Genomic DNA, 17040 nt, shown 5'->3' with positions numbered 1-17040 from the left:
CTCATTCTTCGTCTGTAACCTGAAATACCACCGCATCATTTTGCCAATCCACCCTTATTTTTTGCCCAGCCACAAGTTCTTCTCTGACGAGCATTTTAGATATGGGACGGGCAATTTGCTGTCGAATTACACTATTGATTTGCCTTGCTCCATATTCAGCAGTAAATCCAGCAATCGCTAATTTTTTAAGTGCTACATCCGTGATTTCAAATGCAATTTGTAAGTGATGAAGACCAGTCATTAGCACTTTCAATTGAATAGTGAATATTTGTTCTGCCATTTCTTCCGTAATCGGAGCAAAAGGAACAATTTCTGTGATACGCGCTAAGAATTCTGGGCGAAAACAACCTGTCATCCACTGCATTAATTCTTTAGAAGTTGGAATTCGATGTGCTCCAAAAGCGGCACTAATCTCTTCACTTCCAATATTAGACGTAAACAAGATTAAGGCATTACTAAAGTCACCTACTTTCCCCAATTTGTCGTGTATTTTACCTTCATCCATCAGCTGAAGAAAAACATCAAAAACAGAAGGATGTGCTTTTTCGATTTCATCAAATAGAACGACAGCATAGGGCTGTTGACGAATTTTATTAACCAACATCCCTCCCTCTTCATATCCTACATAACCAGGAGGTGCACCATATAATAAAGCGGCTGAATGTTCTTCTTTAAATTCAGACATATCAAAGCGAATCATGGCTTTTTCATCATTAAAAAGCAAAGAAGCAATCGCCTTTGCTAATTCCGTTTTTCCTGTCCCAGTAGGCCCTAAAAAGAAAAAAGAACCTATCGGTTGCCCAGGCTTATTTAATCCACTTCTACTCTCAATGATAGCATCAGAGACTACTTTCAATGCATGCTGTTGCCCTACAACACGATGTCCTAAAAGCTCCTCCAGAGCTAAGAGTTTTTCTTTTTCTTGCACTTGAATTTTACCTATAGGAATACCTGTTTTTGCAGCCATTACAGCAGTTAACTCTACCTTAGAGACACTGGTGATTTTATGCTCAGCATTCGCTACTAATTCATCATAAACTAATCCAATGATGAACTGTAATACTTCACTGCCCATATACAATTCCAATTGGGGTTGTTCCGCCAAAAGCCCCCAAAGAATAGGACTAATTCGATGCTGTAATTGCGTAAAATGCCAGACTATTTCCTTGCATTTAGCTTCGTCACCCACAAAGTTTTTACTTAAACTTTTATCGTAATCTATTTTCCAATCGATTAACGTTGCAATCGCCTGTTCATCTAGCAATTTAACAGCAGCCATAGTTTGGTCCAATAAATCAAAAGCGGTATCGGGTAATTTTTTCTCATTGGCATAGCGCTTAGCTAATGCTACACAAGTAACGAGTGCTTCTGGTTCTACCTGAATACCATGGTAAATGGTATAGTTTTGGACACTACTTTCCAGCATTTTCACGCAAGTTTCTTCATCAGGCTCTTGCACTTCAAGTTTCTCAAACCGCCTATTAAATAATCCCTCAGGCTCAATTAACTTGCGATATTCTTCTACGGTGGTTGTTCCAATCACTGTAATATCTCCCTTAGTCAGATTAGGTATCAGTAAATTAGCTAATCCACTAAAATTCCCTTTTGAATCAACGAGTTTATGAATTTCATCTATGACAAGCATTCCACCTTGCCATTTACATTCATCTAACACTTTTTTTAAGCGCTCTTCCACCTCGCCTTTGTAACTCGTACCTGCAACTAATAAGCCTAAATCGAGCTGATAGAGCTGATCTCTGCCTATTGTTGACAGTCTTCCTTGTTGTAATAGCTTGGCAAACCCCTCAATCAATGCTGTTTTACCTACACCTGGTTCACCAACTAAAATTACATTGGATTTTGATTTTCGTTCAACTATTTCAACAAGTGTTCGAATCTCTTTTTCACGTCCTACGATTGCAGTATCACAATTTCCAGCTGTACTTTGTGCAAGTAAATCCGCACAATACATTGCTAAAGCAGTCGTTTTTTTACTTTGAGTTATAGCACACCTGGTTTTTTTACTGATTTTCAACTTACTAGAAAGAAAAGAAATGTCCTCCTCTACTTGGATAGCCGCAAATAATTCTGATTCGCTCAAGGGAAAAGATTGCAATTGTTCAGCAGTAAATGCAGCATAAGGCTTGACAAGACTCAGCAACAAACACAAAGGTGTTATCTCTTGTAATCCTAACTTATTCCGTACCTCTTCCGCATATTCCCATAGCCCTTGGACATGTTCATCTGCCTGAATTTCCATCTGCTGTTGTGTTGTTTTTGGATAGTCTTCAATTCTTACTTCTGCCCATTCATAAACATACTGAGGATCCTTTCCCATACAGTCTAAAAAATCATATACATCAAAGCTTTTATGCAGTAAAGCTTGTAAAATATGAGCTCCTGAATACTTGGAATTGTAATTTTCTTTTGCAATTGACTGAGCAATTTGAATCACTTCTTGTAACGATTCGTTCGATAATACTACATTCATTTTTTCTTGTTTAAGGCATTCCTTTTTTTACTCGTGTTAAGTATTTTTTGGTATTCGTTTTATTCTTTTTCTTTTGCCTGGAGGAAGATTGGATTTGCTCCAATTCAATGGGAAGAATTTCAAAAGAATGATCTACTTCTTTTATCTGACTATAATCCAATACCGGAATATACGCTTGGTTGAGCCAATAAAATTTTGTCCCCTGTTGTTGTATGATTCCCATTTGATTTTCCTGGTAATCCTTCATTTTATTTGCTAAAGTTTGGAAGGATTCAAAGAAATGTTCTAGCATATGAGGATTCACAAAATTGGCGTGTTTCCACTGCTTAAGATTTTGCTGTGCAAGCGTATCCATCGTTGCTAAATACAACCCGGTTTGTTGCAATAAACCGATAGCCATAGGATTCGTACGCCAAAATTTTCGATTCATTTTCTTCGGTGCTACGCTATTTTTCCTTGCTGCCGTGATATACCTTCGAATCATCTTTTTATTGTTCAAACCACCTTTTCTGAATACATGCTTATATACACTTCGATAATATTGTTGTACTTGTTCGATTTCTTCTTCATCTAGAAGTACGCCATATTCCTTATTTTCTTCCGCAATTACTGCAGCATTTTGAAGTATTCCTTCTCGCATAAAAGCATAATCTTGACACATTAACTGCTTCGCGATTGGAATGGATACCTTGCTCTTTATTTGCCGATTGAAGGATACATAATCGGGTTTCATTTTGGTATGTCCTAGGCCTATATCGCTTCGAAAAACAGCTGTCAATGTGCTGTCAATATGTTGGTTATCAATTGTTATATCCTGTACCATTTTCGCAAAAACCTGCTGCAGGAGTAAAGGTCTATTTTCTTCCCCTTTACGAGGAAAAATAACCGCTCCTTGATGCATACTTTGTGTGGGGTAATCCAATTGATAGACCCCTTGGTCCTCTTGAGATAGATCAAATGCATTGCTTTCTACTATGCCATGATAATCAACCAACAATCGTTTTTTATCCTTTGCAATTTGAGCTGCGGAAGCTTTGATTATTTCCTCTCCCGCTAAAACAAAATCATTGTGTGCATCATTGGGATTTCCCCTCACCTGATAAAAAATTACCCGACTACCTGTACTTCTAATCTGCTCTACTACTTGCTCTTGCTTCGCCAAATCTTCAGCAGTGAAACGCTGCCCAACAATCACCACCAAATTACTTTGATACTGCTTTGGCTTGAGCAATCGAGTCAAATCTTCCATAGCCGTATATAAAGTCATGGGTATAGTTGATACGGGGTTAAAAGTAAAAGCAGTGTCCAACGAATTGGACCAACGGTTAAAATCGAGCAACTCCTCCGTATCATTCTTTTTGTTCTGTGGATCGATATGGTAAAAGAGCGTTGCGTAAGAAATAGAAGTAAAATATGACGAAGCGCTTACCTGCGTTCCTAATCCTTGAAAAACTCCTTTTAATGGAGCTAGACTTGCCGTTTCTATTGCTCCATCAAGAACAAATACCACATTCAACTTTCGGTTACCAGCTAGGATTTCGCGATACACATCATAGTAAATCGGTTGCCCCTCAACATTGTATACTTTATTTTCACTGTAGTCCAACAGTTGATCTAGGTAATTTATTTGAAATTCATCCACACTAGGACGATAGGTCAAGGGATAAAGTTGTTCAATCCGCAAATTGTCTTGTAGGCTATCCCTACTTTCAATAGGAGTAAAACGAATGGTGCTTTGATCCCTCCTTTCCAAGGTCAATTGGGTTTCTTGTTCATCTGCGGAAGGTTTGATTTGAAAAGCAGTACGCGTTCCCCATATTCCCAATACATCAGTATCTACCCAGCCATACATTTTATTGTCGGGATTCCCCTCTATAATGGTTGGAGATTCGCCAATGAAGACCTTCTTTTTATCTGCTGTAAACGCATAGAGGTAAACTAGGGTATTGAGCGCTAATTTGCGATCCTCTCGATGGAGTAAACTTGGGTCTTTAAAAATATAAAGTGAATCGTTATCCATATACTTTTCAAGCCTAGTTAGTACTGCTTTTTCTTGTAACGCTAACATTCCTTTCAAGCGAAAACCTGTAGTTTCATCGCGCAGCGATGCTGTCCATAGCAGTAGATCATGGCGATGAATCCAGCCTTGTCCTTTGAGTTTTGTTACATCAATCTTCCCTTCTACGATACTTGCTGCATCATACTCAGCAACCTCATAACGATTTCCCTTTTGTTTGAGCACAATAAGTGGAGTAAAAAAAGCCACCTTTTTATCTGTTGATTCACTTGTCGCATTAGCATACAAAGAAGCGTTTTGCTTGGCTACATAAACAATCCATGGTTTTGCATGTTTAGGATAACCAGACAACAAGGCATATTCATCATATGTATCAACAGCAGTAGCAGTTGGTGTTTGTAGTACGCTTCTTTTTTTTATACTGCAACTTGACAGGCTAATTCCCCCAATCAAACACAGCATCACGATTGTTTTAATACTCATTTTCAATTACTTGTTTGAACCACATTCAGTTTAGTTACACAATTTGCCTCTTCATTGAAACTCACTTTAACCGATTGAATACTTACATTGCTATCGAATCTCAATCCCATACAGTAGTAATAAAATGAATTGCGTTTGGTTGTATTTACTAGCACTAGTGCATTCTCATTTTGACATAAGTAAGTGTTAACCAAATAATTATAGTGTTGATTAAACGGAGCTCCGTTGGCTATTTGTTGTAGATGTTCTTTAAAATCATGGTCAATGGATTTATAGCCATCTTCCACATCTAATTCCTCATTAAGATGCTTAAACGACGGATGAATTGTTATTTGATGTATCACAGGATACGCAGTTTCATCCGTATAGAGATACACTTCATATGTTCCTGCCTCTTGATAGGCATAAATAGCAAAAGCCTCTTTAGCGTCAATTGTACCCGTTTCTCCAAACTTCCAGCTAAATAAACTAGCCTTATCCGTTACGGCTCGAAACACTACATTTTCAAATTGCATTGCCTCAGCTGGTGCGTCAATTTCAGTAAAATAATCCCCATAACTTGGAGTAGTATTGGGTTTAACTTCAATGGAGAACAGTTGAATATCCTGTTCATTCGCGATATAGCTTACTTGATAGAATCCTGGTTTCTTATACTGGTGGTATCCCTGAGCGTCTAGCGACAAATCACCATCGCCAAATTCCCATTTTCTGAGACTAGAATTCGGTGTATTTTCCTTAAAAAACAAAGTATCTCCTACCTGTAAAGTTGTTGGATAAACCGTGACACTCTCTTGCAATGCAACGGCATTAAACTGTTGTTGATAAACATAAGTCCCAATAAAACATAGGACAAAAATTCCTCCTATAAACAGCACCATTTTTTCTTTATTTTTTTTGATATAACTCATCTTTTTATTTAGCTAATAGCATATTTCTACGTTGAATCACCTGTTGTTCTTTATCCTTAAAACCAATAGAACATTCTTCAAATTGCTTGCGGAACAACTTGATGTTTTCTGTTTTTTTGGCTATGATTTTTTTATCCTCTAAATACATCCTATAGAAATACCCCATTTGGGTGTATACTTCTTTACGCGGATCGTAAATAGTCGTGTGTGCAAACGAATTGGATACTTGATTAATACTCGAAATTATTTCGTTTTCTTCTATTGGTTTGGGGCTTGTAAAAGCTATCGTATTAATTTTTTTAAAAGTGGCTTCAACTAAAGGCTCTACCATTTTTTGTTGTGCATTAAATCTATATTTCTGTTCTAGCATTTCTGCTTCCATCTGAGTTGCATTTGCAAAAGGCGAGTGATACTTGCGCAAGCAAATGAACCCTAAAAAAACTAAAGCGAATACTAACATACCTATCAAATACAACAATTGATAGCGTTGTTCTTTTTTTGAGAGAGACTGATGAGGATGTATCATTATCCTTATTTTTTATTGAACTTACGATGAGGATCATTCGTCAATTCTGTATATACATTTTTAAAGCGATATATACATTCATTGAGATCACGTAACGCAACCGCTTCTTGATTCGCAACATCCATAATTTGATCCTTTAAAATCAATAAACTATCCAGTTGGATAAAAAGCTGCCTATATCCATTAAAATTTTCTTCATTATCACAATTTACTAGTTTTTTTATCTCTTCAATATCTTTTGCTACATACTGTTCTAAGTAGAGATCATGCTCTACTTTACCCGTGTTAAGCAAACTCATGTGATAATACACTGTATCGACTTTACCTTTTAAAACATACTGCTTATTCAACAGTGTTTTATAAGCCAAAAGGTCCTTTTCAATGCGTTTTTTTTGCTGTTCTGAACTTTCATAAAAGAAATAAATTCCAATAAAAAATATAATAATCAATATTAAAAAATTGACACAAAAAAACGAAATTGACAAATAGATTTGTTTAAAATTTACACTTTTCAAATACATAAAAGAATTAAAATCGGTTATTTATTACGAATAATACAATATGTCAAAAATAGTATTAATTTTGTTTTTTCCAAACTAAAAAAAAAATAATGCCTATTTACCTCTCCCTATGTGAATCAGACTTACATTTCAAGAACCTCATTATAGAACACATTAAACGAACCTTACATCTCGATTTAATAGACTATTATTGCAATGGTTTTGAACTGATTAATCGAATAAAATACAAACAGAATAATTTTCTACTAATTGATGCTTTTACCCCAATTATGACGGGTATAGAAGCTTTAAAAATATTGCGCACCAAGCAAAATAAAACCCCTATTATTATCTATACCCAGGTCTACCAAGAAGACCTATATGACCTCTTCAACACTTATGATCAAGTCTATTATTGTCAAAAAAATAGCCTCATAATATTTAAGCTGCTAACTGCCTTAGTTCAGGGAAATAAAGCCCTCTATACGCAACATTTAGCACAATGGAAAAGCTACCAGGACTTGAATGGGGAGGTTGCAACTCAACTGCCTTTTTATGTTCCCTCCTCTATCGAATTGCAAATTATCAATCACGCGTGTCAGGGACTAACGAACAATGAAATTGGAAAAAAAGTACATTTGAGTGGACGAACTGTTGAAGCGTATATCAAGAAGTTGACAGAAAAATTTAATGTGAAGAATAAAATTCAACTCATCACCTATTGTGTAGAACAACATTTACACAATTACAAGTAAAAAAAAGGAACCAAGAGGTTCCGCTCATGAAGTAAGCTAAATCTAAGTCAAATACACGCATACTTACCTCCTATAATTCGATGTGATCAATCTTTTGTCTTCAAAAGCATCTTTGTCACACAGCAAATAAATAAGCGCTTAAAACGCTTAAAATAAAAAAGGGCACTTAACCCTCTGGTTAAGTACCCTTTTTATTTATAACGAATAAAATATATTAAATATCAAATCCCATAGACACCCCTAATTTTGAGGCAATCACTTTAGCCACTTTTCCTTTAAGCTCTGGGATTTTTACTGATTCCATTACTTCATCTGTAAAGGCATACATCAACAACGCTTTTGCTTCTTTTTGAGGAATACCACGTTGACGCATATAAAACATAGCCTCTTCATCTAATTGACCGATTGTACATCCATGTGAACAACGAACATCATCAGCAAAAATTTCTAGCTGTGGTTTCGTATACACTTGCGCTTTATCACTCAATAAGATGTTGTTACTTTGTTGGAAACCATCTGTTTTTTGTGCGATTTTATCTACGTAAATCTTACCATTGAATACCCCTACTGAATTGTCATCATACAATCCTTTGTAATTCTGGTGACTTTCACAGTTTGGACTATCATGAGAAACTAAGGTATAGTGATCCACGTGTTGTTTCCCACCAATTAACGTAATTCCTTTCATTGTACTATCAATACGCTCGCCGTCTTGATAGAAATTCAGGTTGTTACGCGTTAATTTTCCACCAAAAGAAAACGTGTGAACCGATACACGACTCTCTTGTTTTTGTTTGATAAACGTATTGTCAATTAACGTACCTGTATCCAAATCGTTTTGCAACTTATAGAAATCAACGATAGCGCGTTTGTGACCAAAAATTTCGGTTACTGAGTTTGTGAAGATACTGCACTCATCTAAACTTTGATGGCGTTCTAAGATTTGAACGTGTGCATTTTCACCAACGATAATCAAGTTACGTGGCTGAACCAACAACGCTTGTTCACCTGCTGTAGACAAGTAAACAATCTCAATGGGTTTAGAAACCACCTTACTTTTAGGAATATTGATAAAAGCTCCTTCTACCCCATAAGCAGCATTTAAAGCAGTTAAACTATCTTCCTTATCAGTTATTGTATTGTAATAAGTATCAATTAACATCTTGTACTTTGGTTTGGTCAAAGCCGAAGACATTAAACATACATCTAATCCATCATGTGTAGTAGATGACAAGTGAGAGCTAAATACTCCATTGATAAATACCAATTTATACGTATCCGAATCACTTAAAAAGTATTGTTTCACATCTTTGTAATCAACTGCTACTTCTTTCTTAGGAACCACACAAAAATCTTGCTTTAAAATTGAATTTAAAGACGTGTATTTCCACGCTTCCTCTTTTTTTGTAGGGAATCCCTTATCTTCAAATGTCTTTAGTCCTTCTAAACGAATACTGTGTAGCGTATCGTGCTCTCCACTCAGTTGTTGTTCAAAAGCAACAAAAGACGTTATTAATTTATCTTTAAGTTCCATATTCCTTATTTACCTATTAGATTAAAATGACTGTGTCCTGTTCTATTAAATCGCTTTGATTACAGCGATTCTTTGATCCAGTCGTATCCTTTTTCTTCTAATTCTAAGGCTAATTCTTTTCCTCCTGTTTTTACAATTTTACCATCGTGTAAAACGTGTACAAAATCAGGAACGATATAATCTAATAAACGTTGATAGTGTGTAATTAAAATTACAGCATTATCCTCGCTTTTTAGTTTATTTACTCCATTAGCAACAATGCGCAATGCATCGATATCTAATCCTGAATCCGTTTCGTCTAAGATTGCAATTTTTGGCTCTAACATAGCCATTTGGAAAATCTCATTTCTCTTTTTCTCACCACCTGAGAAACCTTCATTTAATGAACGAGATAAGAATTTTCTATCGATTTCAAGTAATTCAGCTTTTTCTTTGATTTGTTTCAGCATTTCATTGGCAGGCATCTCTTCTTGTCCTTTTGCTTTTCTTGCCTCATTAATTGCCGTTTTAATGAAATTAGTCACGGAAACTCCAGGAATTTCCACCGGATATTGAAAAGATAAAAACACCCCTTTGTGTGCTCTTTCTTCAGGAGCTAATTCTCCTAACTCTTCTCCATCCAATAACATTTCACCTTCCGTTACTTCAAAAGCCTCATTTCCAGCAATCACAGAAGATAATGTACTTTTACCAGCACCATTAGGTCCCATAATCGCGTGAACTTCACCCGCTTTTACTTCTAAATTAATTCCTTTTAATATTTCTTTATTTTCAACACTTGCGTGTAGGTTTTTTATCTGTAACATAAACTGTTTGTTATTTTAAATTTGTAATGATACGAATGCTTCCATGAAAGCAACGTGGATTAACCCACACTTCCTTCTAATGAAATCTCTAATAATTTTTGTGCTTCAACCGCAAATTCCATTGGTAGTTTGTTCAACACCTCTTTAGAGAATCCATTAACGATTAAGGCAATCGCTTTCTCTGTAGAAATTCCACGTTGATTGCAATAGAAAATTTGGTCTTCCCCAATTTTACTTGTTGTCGCCTCATGCTCGATTTGAGCCGTTGAATTTCTCGCTTCAATATAAGGGAAGGTATGTGCTCCACATTCGTTCCCCATTAGCAATGAATCACATTGAGAGAAGTTTCTAGCATTTTCAGCACGTGGGCCTACTTGTACCAAACCTCTATAACTATTTTGAGATTTACCCGCTGAAATACCTTTCGATATAATCGTCGATTTCGTATTCTTACCTAAGTGAATCATTTTTGTACCAGTATCCGCTTGTTGGAAATTATTTGTAACCGCTACAGAGTAAAACTCTCCAACTGAATTATCTCCTTTTAAGACACATGATGGATACTTCCAAGTTACAGCTGATCCAGTTTCTACTTGTGTCCAAGAAATCTTCGCGTTTGTTTCGCACAACCCGCGTTTGGTTACGAAGTTGAAAACTCCACCTTTTCCTTCTTTATCACCAGGATACCAGTTTTGTACTGTAGAATATTTAATTTCAGCATTGTCCAAAGCAATCAACTCAACAACAGCTGCGTGTAGTTGATTTTCATCACGAGACGGTGCAGTACATCCTTCTAAATACGAAACATAACTTCCTTCATCAGCAATAACTAAGGTACGCTCGAATTGACCTGTTCCGGCTTGATTAATACGGAAATACGTTGATAATTCCATTGGACAACGAACGCCTTTTGGAATATAACAGAATGATCCATCAGAGAAAACAGCAGAATTCAATGCTGCATAAAAGTTATCCGTTTGGGGTACAACCGTTCCTAGATATTGTTTTACTAATTCTGGATATTCTCTAATCGCTTCTGAAATAGAACAGAATATAATTCCCTTTTCTGCTAACGTCGATTTAAACGTCGTAGCTACTGAAACGGAATCCATTACAATATCCATAGCAACTCCAGACAAACGTTTTTGTTCATCAATAGAGATACCTAATTTATTGAAGGTCTCCAATAATTCTGGATCTACTTCATCTAAACTTGTGTATTTGTCTTTACTTTTTGGTGCTGAATAGTAAGATATGGCTTGAAAATCTGGTTTTTCATAGTGTACGTTTGCCCATTCTGGCTCCGTCATTTCTTTCCAGATACGGAAAGACTCTAATCTCCAGTTTGTCATCCATTCAGGTTCCTCTTTCTTTGCAGAAATCGCTCTGATGATGTCTTCATTCAATCCAATCGGGAATGTTTCAGATTCTATGTCTGTATAAAATCCATACTCATACTCCTTACCTTCTAATTCTTTTTTTAAATCTTCTTCTGTATACTTGCTCATATATTGGTACTTAAAAGCAATTATTACCTGCTTCTACATTAGACTTTACTTTGTTAAAAGGGAAGAACTTAATCTTCCCTTTCTGTACTATAAAGAAAAACTTTCTCCACATCCGCAAGTTCTACTTGCGTTTGGGTTGTTAAAATAGAAACCTTTTCCGTTTAACCCTCCTGAATACTCAAGAGTTGTTCCTACTAAATACAAAAAGCTTTTTTTATCAACAGCAATTTTAACCCCGTTATCTTCGAAAACTTTGTCGTCTTCTGTGATACCGTGATCAAATTTCAATTGGTATGATAAGCCGGAACATCCTCCGCTTTCTACCCCTACGCGAACGTAATCTTTTGTAGAATCAAAACCTTCATCTTCCATCAAAAGAGCTACGCGTTTACTTGCTATATCTGAAACTTTTATCATACGTTGTTACTTAAAATAGATTAATTCTATACCGATTGACAAAGGTATTATAAAAAAATGGTTTCTAACACTAACTAACATATTTATAACGATTAGAAGTTTTAATACTAAAATCGATAAAATCTATTGTTATAACCCATTTTTAATTACTTATTAAGCAGTAGATTAGCTAATTTACTACCAAATCTAAATCGGTTTACGAACCGAAATAAATTCTTTTTTCATTTAAAAAGCTTTCGTTACAAATTTCGCATCTATTTTTGAATGCACAAGACACAAATAAAAGAAAGGATTGAACAAATCCAAGAAAAGGTTATTTACCCTCCTTTTTACCTAAAATAAATCGCTTACTTCCTCTACATCAGAACTTTTTTAATCAAACAATGGATGAGCCTTTTTCCCCTATTTATGTATTCTTATCGGATCTGACTTGTGTTAAAAACAGGTTTTTACCCAGGGAAATCATCCGAAAAAACCACTTGTCCTTTACGGGAAATTTCTTACTTTGCAAGGAACACTTAGAAAAGGAAAAAACATGAAGTTATACAGCATAGAAAGTGGCAATTTTAAACTAGATGGAGGTGCCATGTTTGGCGTAGTGCCCAAAGTACTTTGGAACAAAACCAATCCTGCAGATGCAAACAATCAAATTGACTTAGGCGCTCGTTTATTGCTTATCGAAGAAGGGTCTCGACTAATTTTAATTGATACAGGAATGGGAACCAAACAATCAGATAAGTTTTTTGGTTATTATGCGCTTTGGGGAAACAATACGCTTGAAACATCCTTAGCGAAACACGGTTTTCATCCTGATGATATTACAGATGTATTTTTGACCCATTTGCATTTTGACCATGTTGGTGGAGCAGTAAATTGGAATGCAAATCACACAGGTTATGTCAACGCTTTTAAAAACGCGCGTTACTGGTCTAATGAAGCGCATTGGAATTGGGCGACTAACCCCAATGCAAGGGAAAAAGCTTCTTTTTTACCAGAAAATATTCTACCTATCAAAGAAAGCGGTGCTCTTCATTTTATCGAAAGAAATGATTCCGATTTGTTGTTAGAAACCGATTTAGGCTTTTCTATCTTTTTTGCAGACGGTCATACCGATAAACAAATGATTCCTATTTTAAATTACCAAGGACGTAAGCTAGCTTTTACGGCAGACTTATTGCCAACCGCAGGCCATATTCCCTTGCCTTATGTCATGGGTTATGATACGCGTCCCTTGTTAACGCTTAGTGAAAAAGAAAAATTTTTAAACATGGCAGCAGATGAAAACTGGCTGTTATTCTTAGAACATGATGCACATAACGAGATAATTACAGTACAACATACCGAAAAAGGAATACGATTAAATGAAATACTTCACGCTTCCGATATCTTAATTTAATGTTAAGCTGAACGTTTTCAATCAATTATATACTATTTTTATCGGTCTTAAACGAAATTAAAAAACAAAAACAATGCGTTTGATTAAACCAATTTATCTTTCTGCAGCTCTTGCATTTGCTTTAGCTAGCTGTGGAGGCTCAAAAGCGATCATTCAAAAACCAATTTCAGATGTAGATCAATTACCTACAAGAACGAGTGCATTACCAGAAGAACAATTGAAAAGATGGAGTCATTTAGACATCTTAAGAGATACTGTACCTGGAATGTCAGTTGATCGTGCATATGAAGAGCTTTTAAAAGGAAAACCACTTCCTAAAAAAGTAGTTGTAGGAGTTATTGACTCCGGAATTGAAATTGATCACGATGATTTGAAAGATCAAGTTTGGACTAATCCAAAAGAAATCGCTGGAAATAATATTGACGATGACAACAATGGATACATCGATGATATCCATGGATGGAACTTCTTAGGAAAATCAGTACACGAAAATGTAGAAATGGTACGTGTAGTGAGAAGAGGAGACGATGGATCAGAGCAATACAAAAGAGCAGTAAAAGAACTTGCAAAAGAAATCCAAGAGGCGAAAGAAATCCAAGTTAGAGCTGACATGTTAATGCGTGCAAACGAAAGATTAGCTGCATTCTTAGGGAAGAAAGACTATACGATTGAAGATTTAAATGCAATTGGTGATGATGCTTCAGAGGAAATCACACATTCTAAAAAAGTAATTTCAAATATTCTAAACAATGGCCGTGAGCTTTCTTGGTTAGAGACATATAAAAACTACGGAGATAGCAAGTTAAAATATCACTTAAACGTAGATTACAATGGTCGTGAACTAGTTGGTGATGACCATACTAATATCAATGATCGCGTATATGGAAACAATGATGTAATTGGACCAGATCGCGATGAAGCAAAACACGGAACACACGTTTCAGGAATTATTGCACAAACGAGAAACAATAATTTAGGTGGAGATGGTGTTGCTTCAGAAGTTGCTGAAATTATGGCTTTACGAGCAGTTCCTGATGGAGATGAATACGATAAAGACATCGCATTAGCTATTCGCTATGCAGCAGATAATGGTGCAAAAGTAATCAATGGTAGTTTTGGAAAATACTTTGAAGAAAACAGCCAATGGGTACGTGATGCAATTCAATATGCAGAATCTAAAGACGTATTAATTGTTGTTGCAGCAGGAAATGATGCAATGGATTTAAACATCGAAGGTGGTGTAGAACGCTATCCAAATGACAACGTAAAAATGGGACCTGAAGTAGCAAGTAACTTCTTAGTTGTTGGTGCTTTAAATCCAAAATTCGGTGAAAATATGGTGGCTACGTTCTCTAACTACGGACACTATGATGTAGATGTTTTTGCTCCTGGAGTAAAAATCTATGCTACAACACCACACAATACCTATGAGTATTTACAAGGAACGTCAATGGCATCGCCAAACGTTGCTGGAGTTGCTGCTTTACTAAGAGCATACTACCCACAATTTACAGCTGCTGAAGTGAAAAAAATCATCATGGATTCAGGTGTAGCTGTAAATATTAATGTAATTGTTGGAGAGAAAAGAGAGGTGAGAAACTTCAATTCAATTTCTACTTCAGGAAAATTTGTTAATGCATACAATGCCTTACTTTTAGCTGAAAAATTAGCTAAGGCAAAAAAATAATCTTTTCTATTTGTAAAGAAAAATGATCCTATACTCCACAACTTAGCTATTCTTTGTTGTGGAGTTTTAATTTAAATAGCGATATGAAAAAATTAGTTGTAGCTTTCTTATTTTGTTTGCCTTTTATTCATCAGGCTGACGCACAACAGAACCCTAATCCAGGGTATTGGCAACAACATGCTGATTATAGCATGGATGTTAAAATGGATGTCAAAAAATTCACGTATACGGGAACACAATCGGTAGCCTATACCAATCATTCACCTGATACGTTACACAAAGTTTTTTACCACCTATACTTCAATGCGTTTCAACCGAATAGCGATATGGATGCTTTGTTAATGAGTATTCCAGATCCAGATCCGCGTATGGTGGATACAAAGGAGGTCCGCGGTAGAAAAATATCAGAAAGCAGAATCAATAAGCTCAAAGAGAATGAGATTGGTTTTGTGAAGGTAAAAAAACTAGCGCAAGATGGTTCCCCTATTGAAAGTAAAGTAGTTGGAACTATATTAGAAGTGACGCTAAATACACCTTTACCTCCGCATCAAACAACGATATTAGATCTGACTTTTGAGGGGCAAGTCCCGCAAATGATTCGTCGTGCTGGACGCAATAGCAAAGAAGGTGTTGCGTTGTCTATGGCTCAATGGTTTCCTAAATTAGCGGAATACGATTTCGAAGGCTGGCATACAGAACAATACTTAGGAAGAGAATTTCACAGTGTTTGGAGCAATTACGATGTAAAAATCACCTTGGACAAAGACTATACAGTTGGAGGAACAGGAATCTTGCAAAACAACAATGAAATTGGACATGGATACCAAGATGCAGGAGTAACTGTACCTAGTACGAAAGGCAAAACATTAACTTGGCACTTTAAAGCCGAGAATGTATTGGATTTTACTTGGGCAGCAGACCCCAATTATATCCATGACATTTACGAGGGGCCTAATGGTGTAAAATTGCATTTCTTGTATAAAAATAATCCGGTAATTCTTGAGAATTGGAAGAATTTACAGCCCGTTACAGCTCAGCTAATGGATTTTTTCAATAAAAATGTGGGAGAATATCCGTATTCACAATATTCAGTGATTCAAGGAGGTGATGGTGGTATGGAATACTCCATGTGTACATTAATTACAGGAGAACGCAACTTTCCAAGTTTAGTAGGTGTAACTGCACACGAACTTGCACATAGTTGGTTTCAACATACACTAGCAACCAACGAAACAAAACACGAGTGGATGGATGAAGGGTTTACCACGTTTATCTCAGATTTGGCGATGTTGCAAATTCTGCCAAAAGAAAACTTAGAAGACGATAATCCTTTTGCTTCGACGTATAAAAGCTATTACAACATGATAGCACGTAATATTCAAGAGCCTCTAACGACGCATTCTGATCACTATCTAACCAATAGAGCTTATTCGATATCAGCCTATAGTCGTGGTTCTATTTTCTTAACTCAATTGGCTTATATCATTGGTTGGGATAATATGATGAAAACGCTTCAGGAGTTTTACCGTGACTATAAGTTTACTCATCCAACGCCGAACGACTTTAAACGCACAGCAGAGCGCATCACAGGTGCAAACCTAGATTGGTATATGACAGATTGGACGATGACAACAAATACTGTTGATTATGCTGTATTGTTTGTAGAAGAAATTCAGAAAAATCAATCCTTAGTTACCTTAAAACGCATTGGACGTGCAGGTATGCCTTTGGATATTTTAGTAACGTACCAAGATGGCTCAATGGAAACATTCTATGTGCCTTATACTTCAATGCATTGGAATAAACCCAATCAGTATGTTGAATATGAGCGTACTATTTTAGAAGGTTGGGGTTGGGCACAACCAGAATATAAATTCATCATCAATAAACCGAAAAACACGATTAAAACCATTTTAATCGATCCAAGTCAGTTTATGGCGGATGTCAACCAAGAAAACAACGTTTACCACAATAATTAAAAATGTTGTTTAATACCAAACAAAAGAAAGTCC

The 17040-nt window shown here is 36.1% G+C and carries 13 protein-coding genes; 4 read left to right on the top strand and 9 right to left on the bottom strand.

Annotation, left to right across the window (positions count from 1 at the left end):
• Position 1 precedes the first annotated feature (1 nt).
• Genes AWV75_RS15885 through tssO form a run of 5 tightly spaced genes read right to left on the bottom strand, consistent with a single transcriptional unit; the run spans position 2 to position 6910 of the window.
• On the bottom strand, positions 2 to 2491 hold the full coding sequence (locus AWV75_RS15885; RefSeq protein ID WP_060875296.1) for an AAA family ATPase: 2490 nt from the start codon (positions 2489 to 2491) through the stop codon (positions 2 to 4).
• 10 nt (positions 2492 to 2501) lie between these two features.
• A complete protein-coding gene (tssR, locus tag AWV75_RS15880) occupies positions 2502 to 4991 on the bottom strand; it encodes a type VI secretion system protein TssR domain-containing protein (RefSeq protein ID WP_231738177.1) in 2490 nt (829 codons plus the stop codon).
• 2 nt (positions 4992 to 4993) lie between these two features.
• Positions 4994 to 5899: a hypothetical protein gene (locus AWV75_RS15875; RefSeq protein WP_060875295.1), complete on the bottom strand. Its 906-nt coding sequence runs from the start codon at positions 5897 to 5899 to the stop codon at positions 4994 to 4996.
• A 4-nt stretch (positions 5900 to 5903) separates the two neighbouring features.
• On the bottom strand, positions 5904 to 6425 hold the full coding sequence (locus AWV75_RS15870) for a type VI secretion system transmembrane protein TssO (protein ID WP_060875294.1): 522 nt from the start codon (positions 6423 to 6425) through the stop codon (positions 5904 to 5906).
• 5 nt (positions 6426 to 6430) lie between these two features.
• Positions 6431 to 6910: a type VI secretion system TssO gene (gene tssO / locus AWV75_RS15865; protein ID WP_231738176.1), complete on the bottom strand. Its 480-nt coding sequence runs from the start codon at positions 6908 to 6910 to the stop codon at positions 6431 to 6433.
• 125 nt (positions 6911 to 7035) lie between these two features.
• On the opposite strand from tssO, the gene AWV75_RS15860 reads away from it, so the two are divergent.
• Complete coding sequence (locus AWV75_RS15860; protein ID WP_060875292.1) at positions 7036 to 7680, top strand: response regulator transcription factor; 645 nt, start codon at positions 7036 to 7038, stop codon at positions 7678 to 7680.
• A gap of 214 nt (positions 7681 to 7894) precedes the next feature.
• Here the strand turns inward: AWV75_RS15860 and sufD are convergent, their stop codons facing one another.
• From sufD to AWV75_RS15840, 4 genes are all read right to left on the bottom strand, one after another.
• Complete coding sequence (gene sufD / locus AWV75_RS15855) at positions 7895 to 9214, bottom strand: Fe-S cluster assembly protein SufD (protein ID WP_060875291.1); 1320 nt, start codon at positions 9212 to 9214, stop codon at positions 7895 to 7897.
• Positions 9215 to 9273: 59 nt separating this feature from the next.
• Complete coding sequence (gene sufC / locus AWV75_RS15850; protein WP_002988689.1) at positions 9274 to 10020, bottom strand: Fe-S cluster assembly ATPase SufC; 747 nt, start codon at positions 10018 to 10020, stop codon at positions 9274 to 9276.
• 59 nt (positions 10021 to 10079) lie between these two features.
• A complete protein-coding gene (gene sufB / locus AWV75_RS15845) occupies positions 10080 to 11528 on the bottom strand; it encodes a Fe-S cluster assembly protein SufB (RefSeq protein WP_060875290.1) in 1449 nt (482 codons plus the stop codon).
• Positions 11529 to 11615: 87 nt separating this feature from the next.
• Positions 11616 to 11945, bottom strand: coding sequence for a HesB/IscA family protein (locus tag AWV75_RS15840; protein WP_060875289.1), 330 nt, complete (start codon positions 11943 to 11945; stop codon positions 11616 to 11618).
• 535 nt (positions 11946 to 12480) lie between these two features.
• On the opposite strand from AWV75_RS15840, the gene AWV75_RS15835 reads away from it, so the two are divergent.
• The 3 genes from AWV75_RS15835 (at position 12481) to AWV75_RS15825 (ending at position 17007) form a co-directional block, all read left to right on the top strand.
• Positions 12481 to 13341 carry an MBL fold metallo-hydrolase gene (locus tag AWV75_RS15835; protein WP_060875288.1) on the top strand — a complete coding sequence of 287 codons (861 nt, stop codon included), beginning with the start codon at positions 12481 to 12483 and terminating at the stop codon, positions 13339 to 13341.
• A 73-nt stretch (positions 13342 to 13414) separates the two neighbouring features.
• Entirely contained in the window at positions 13415 to 15028 is a 1614-nt protein-coding gene (locus AWV75_RS15830) for a S8 family peptidase (RefSeq protein WP_060875287.1), read from the top strand.
• A gap of 83 nt (positions 15029 to 15111) precedes the next feature.
• Positions 15112 to 17007, top strand: coding sequence for a M1 family metallopeptidase (locus AWV75_RS15825; protein ID WP_060875286.1), 1896 nt, complete (start codon positions 15112 to 15114; stop codon positions 17005 to 17007).
• Positions 17008 to 17040: the final 33 nt, after the last annotated feature.

Source organism: Myroides odoratus, assembly GCF_001549985.1.
Lineage (GTDB): Bacteria > Bacteroidota > Bacteroidia > Flavobacteriales > Flavobacteriaceae > Flavobacterium > Flavobacterium odoratum_A.
The sequence above is the reverse complement of the archived record's forward strand: the minus strand, read 5'-3'. Positions and strand labels throughout refer to the sequence as shown.

Coding starts and splice junctions, on each gene's coding strand:
- AWV75_RS15885 (WP_060875296.1), bottom strand. CDS start 2,491: ATGAATGTAGTATTATCGAACGAATCGTTACAAGAAGTGATTCAAATT.
- tssR (WP_231738177.1), bottom strand. CDS start 4,991: ATGAGTATTAAAACAATCGTGATGCTGTGTTTGATTGGGGGAATTAGC.
- AWV75_RS15875 (WP_060875295.1), bottom strand. CDS start 5,899: ATGAGTTATATCAAAAAAAATAAAGAAAAAATGGTGCTGTTTATAGGA.
- AWV75_RS15870 (WP_060875294.1), bottom strand. CDS start 6,425: ATGATACATCCTCATCAGTCTCTCTCAAAAAAAGAACAACGCTATCAA.
- AWV75_RS15860 (WP_060875292.1), top strand. CDS start 7,036: ATGCCTATTTACCTCTCCCTATGTGAATCAGACTTACATTTCAAGAAC.
- sufD (WP_060875291.1), bottom strand. CDS start 9,214: ATGGAACTTAAAGATAAATTAATAACGTCTTTTGTTGCTTTTGAACAA.
- sufC (WP_002988689.1), bottom strand. CDS start 10,020: ATGTTACAGATAAAAAACCTACACGCAAGTGTTGAAAATAAAGAAATA.
- sufB (WP_060875290.1), bottom strand. CDS start 11,528: ATGAGCAAGTATACAGAAGAAGATTTAAAAAAAGAATTAGAAGGTAAG.
- AWV75_RS15840 (WP_060875289.1), bottom strand. CDS start 11,945: ATGATAAAAGTTTCAGATATAGCAAGTAAACGCGTAGCTCTTTTGATG.
- AWV75_RS15835 (WP_060875288.1), top strand. CDS start 12,481: ATGAAGTTATACAGCATAGAAAGTGGCAATTTTAAACTAGATGGAGGT.
- AWV75_RS15830 (WP_060875287.1), top strand. CDS start 13,415: ATGCGTTTGATTAAACCAATTTATCTTTCTGCAGCTCTTGCATTTGCT.
- AWV75_RS15825 (WP_060875286.1), top strand. CDS start 15,112: ATGAAAAAATTAGTTGTAGCTTTCTTATTTTGTTTGCCTTTTATTCAT.